This window comes from Pedobacter sp. 01T416_2 (genome assembly GCF_056398925.1).
In genome coordinates this window covers 1-4,817 of the sequence record NZ_JBFTQI010000455.1, presented here as the reverse complement: position 1 = coordinate 4,817, position 4,817 = coordinate 1, and the positions used below count along the sequence as shown (strand labels likewise).

Annotated in this window: 1 protein-coding gene; it reads right to left on the bottom strand. The window is 45.4% G+C overall.

The window, feature by feature from the left end:
• The coding region (locus tag AC1DPQ_RS17815; RefSeq protein WP_477610408.1) for a CehA/McbA family metallohydrolase at positions 1-4,760 on the bottom strand (4,760 nt) is incomplete at its 3' end.
• Positions 4,761-4,817 lie beyond the last annotated feature (57 nt).

The following is a 4,817-nucleotide window of genomic DNA, read 5'->3' as shown; positions in this document are numbered from 1 at the left end:
CCTTTAGAAATCGATAAACCTTTGTTGCTGCTGATGGAAACCACAGGAAGGGCATTTACCGTTACCATGGCTGTTCCGGTTTGCGTTTGGGTAGCATAGGTATCAGTCACGCTTACTAAATTGTAGGTAAATGTACCTGTTGCGCTGGTTGGTACGCTAACCGTTGCCGTAGTTGAGCTTGTGCTTACCGTGCGGTTACTACCACCATTTACCGTATAAGTAAAGGTATAAGGTGCTGTGCCAACCGAACCTGTGAAGGTAATGTTTGGTGATGAACCGAAGTTACATACGGATGTATTACCTGCAATGGTGGCTACTGGTAAGGGACGAACCGTTACCGTGGTTGAAACATTTTGCACCTGAGCACTAAAAGCATCGGCAATGTTGGTGATGGTGTAAACGAATGTGCCCACCACGTTAGTTGGTGCCGTTACTGTTGCGGTATTGCTTGTTGCCTTCAATGTTTGGCTGCTACCGCCATTGATGTTATAAGTGAATGTAAACGGTGCTGTGCCTGCAGTTGCCCTAAAGGTAATTACCGGAGCAGTGGCGTTTTGTGGAACAGCAACACTGGCACTTAGTGCGGCAACCGGTTTGGCATTAATATGAAGATTGGCAGCATTGTAGTTGATGGTGTAATTGCTACTTAAAGCCAGCGTTCCCTGCTGAATGGCGTAATCGCCTGCGGTTTCGCCCGTCACACGACTTAATGCTCCTGTAAAAGCATCGGTACCAATTAATGCAGGGCTAGAAACATAAGTAAATGCGGGATCAGCTGTTCCTTCTAGCTTGCTTTTGGCGTCTGCGGTTACCGTAATGGCCTTAGGGGCAATGGTTAATACCTGTTGTTTGGCAACTGCCGGGTTAAAGAAAGTATCGCCCGGTTGATTGGCCGTAATGGTTACGGTACCTGCTTTTACAATGTGGATATCGTTATTGCTGATGGTGGCAATATTGGTATCGCTGCTGGTGTATTCGATGTTAATGGCCGTATTGTCGCTCGTAGCCCCTGCAACTAAATCAGGGTCGCCATAAGTAGCCGTTCTGGTGGCAGTAAAGGTAATGTTCTGGTCTTTCTTAACGGTTGCATCATCCCTGGTGTACCAGATGGGGGAGGTAATGATCCGGCTTCCGTCTGCCTCTACAATATCAGCATAATAATAACCTGTGGCCAGGTTGGCCAAGGCATTATCGGTATAGGTTAAACTTGCGGTTGGGCTAGTGGTTAATTCTACCGGATTGGTACCGCTTCCAGGTGTTCCGTATAAAATCCGGATGCTGGTTACGGCACTTGTGGTAATCGAACTCACCGAGATCTGTGGTGCACCGGCGGTTTTGAATACACTGCCTACAGGTTGTTTATTGATGGTGAAAACGACTTTCGCGGCCGAATCTTCTGAAGCATAAAAACGCATCTTTTTAATGGCATCCAATAAATCGTTCTCGGTAAGGGCAGGAGCCAATACCACCAACCTTGCACGGGTGTGCTTACCAAAGGTTAAATTGTGGTTATCATGATCGATGGTTGCACCAAGGTGATAACCCTTAGCCAGCATGCGGTTATAATAGCTTAAATAACTCATTGAGCTGGCGGGATCGGAATAGGTAACATTGGTCGAAAATGCAGGACCACTTTCTAAGGCCGCACCTACAATGGCGCTATCGGCACTTAAATCGTAAGTGGCCGAGATGTTGTTAAAATCGGTAGTATTGGGGTGAGCCAAAGTAGCTACGGCATTTAAACCATGGCGGTTAATGATCCTGAATAAACCCGCAGGGCCGGTATAAGTACTTTTAGGTACATAAATCTGGTTTTCGCCGGGCTCCCAGCCGATCAGTGAATCGATACCGTACACAATTACGTGTCCGCCGCCACTGATTACACCCCATTCCATACCGTGCAAAGCAACGAAAGTAGAAGTGGTTGCATTTTTGGCTGCAATGATACCCGGTTGCCAGTTGGCCAATGACATGCCGGCCTGGGTATGGTTATGCTCTGATATCCCAAGGAAATCGAGGTTCATCGCCGTTTTGGCAAAAGCATAATCATCCTCTGGTTTTTTGGTTAAATCGTCTTTATTTCCGTCAGAATAACTGCTGTGACTGTGTAAGTTACCATAATAGAAATTGAGTTTGTTTACATCTAGGATACCGGTTTTAAAGTTCCCTAAAAGGGGCTGTGTGGTTAAATATAAAGGGCCACCGCTGCAAGCACTGTTTACCGCATAGGTGAAAAAGTAATAATTGGTGTTCTGGGTTAAACCATTTCTGATAAATGAAGTGCCCGTTCCTCTTTTCACCACGATACCACCACCTAAAGCATCGCCAACATTATAAACCGTTTGGTTTACCGGTGCTGCGGTTAAGGTATTGCTGGTACTCATCACCACCAGGTATTCATCAGCTGCGCTGGTGGCGGTGAAAGAAGCCTGGATAAAGTTATAGTTAGCAGAAGTAATGGTAAAACCTGTAGGTTGTGCCGTTGGAGTGGCACAAGGCAATAAGGTTTTAGTAGTTTGTGCTGCGGTTAAAATATTGGTGGTTAAATATTTCGGTCCGCCGGTACAAGAAAGGTTGTTTAACGGAACAATAAAATAATTGTAAGTAGTAGAACTGTTTAAATTGTTATCGGTAAAAGTATTGTTTACAATTTTATTGATTACCGTGCCCCCACCAAAAGAAGAACCAATGGCATAAGCGGTACCATCAACCGGAAGCGCGCTTAAGGTGGCATTTAAACTTCTGATGATCAGGTATTCGTTGGCATCAGCCGATTTAGTGAAAGTAGCGGTGATACTGCCTGTGGTTACAGCGCTAAAAACCAACGCGGTTGCAGGGCTGCTTGGTGCGGCGCAGGCAGGTAAGTTAGGTGGGAAATGTACACCCAATCTATTGGCATCGTCATCATCAATGGCATTTTGAACGGTAGCCAGTGGTGTTCTGGTCCAATCGTCGTCTACATAAGTAGGACTAGGTGCGGTTACATTCAAACTTCTTACATAAGAAACATCTTTGGCGTTAACCCCCTGACCGAAAGCATCGATAATGTTGTTGTTGGCATCTAAAAGGGCCACACCATCGTTACCGTTAAAGTTGATTACGGTGTTGCTGTTCAGTATAGCACTAGCTGGGGTTAAATATGGAACTTCGCTCGTGCTGTTGCCCGTGTTGCCCAAAAGTACGGAGCCATGGGCCGGGATGGTAAAGTTTAAATTTACTGTTTGCGAAGGTGTACCAGTGATGTTGATGTTACCCGCGTCGCCCGAAATATTGTATAAAGCTAATTTTAACTGTGGTGATGCGGTATTGATCGGGGCATTGCTCAGGTTGGTTAATTCGATCCATTTGTTTACAGAGGTACCTTCGTAATATTGGCTGATGATTACGGGTGCGCTTACCAAAGGAGGATTAGCAGTGGTAGCATCTACCGCGGCAACTGTGGTTTGTAAATTGCCGGCTGCATCCTGTGCCACAACATATAAGGTATAACCAGTACCGATTGTTAAACCGGTGATGGATGCACTGGCATCGGTGTTGGCCGTGTTGGCAAATGATCCAGATTTTAAAGCTGCAGCTCCGCTTCCATCCTGTGCGGCTTTCACCTGTGCAGGTGTTGGAGCGGTTCCACCCGAAAGGGCTAGCACATAATAAGTGGTACCTGCTTCGTTAATGTTGTTTGCAAAAGCTACCGAGGTAGTGGTAACCGTTGTTGTTTTGGGATAAGTGGCTGCGGTTACCGGTGGGGTAACGTCTGCCAAACCCAGTGTTGTTACATTTAGGAGCGTAACCGAAGTTTGTAAATTAGGCGTGCTGGCACCATCTTCTGCCACCACGTACACCGCATAATTTGTAGTTGCGGTTAACCCGGTAATGGATGTACTAACATCTGTATTGGCTGCATTGATCAAAGCGCCAGATTTAATGGCTGCGGTACCACTCCCGTTTAATCCAGCTTTTACCTGTGCAGGTGTTGGTGCTTGACTGCCTGATGCGGTAACAACATAATAAGTTTTACCCGGCTCATCGATATTATGGGTAAGGCTAAAAGAGGTTGAGGTAATATTTGATGTTTTTGGGTATAAGGCCGTATTTACAGGAGGGGTATTGTCAGTACCAGAAACTGCAGATCCAGAAATAACTACATCATCTATACTAAATGTACCTCCGGCAGCTTCGGCATTGTAACCATAAAAACGGAAGGTAGTTGCTGTAGAAATGCTGGTAAAGCCTGTTAAGGTAATGGTGCTGCCAACCTCAGCAGCTGTTGCTGCATCCAGTACCTGAAATATGTTTCCTGTTACAACCTGAAGATCTGTATTGGCGGGTGATACAGTGGCTGGTAAGTTAGCTGCATAACTGTCTTTGCTCGATCGTACACTGTATTGCCTGATCCCGGTTCCTGAACGTTGCAGGGTGAATTTAATCCCCGTAATGTTTAGGGTGTAACCTGTAACAGGCGTGATGGTTACTTCGTAATACTTGGTTAAATCTATTGTGCCGGTAAAAACATCACTGGCATTGGTTGCGCCTGTAGGCTGACTGGTGAAAGAAAACCTTACAGTTGCGTTAGGGTTTGCGGAAACAGCTCCATTAGCCGTAAAAGAACCGAAAGTAACTCCGGTTGCAGTTGGAACCGGGGTAGGGTCCGTTTTACCTGTAGTGGTAGAAACACTACTGAAATTGTAGGTTCCATTAAAACTTTGGGCAAACAACGAAGTTGCCAAAAGCATTGTAAAACATAATAGTAAAAGTTTTTTCATATAAGTTTTTTAGGGATATGAAATGATGAATTAATCTTTTTGAATAAGTTAGCGAAG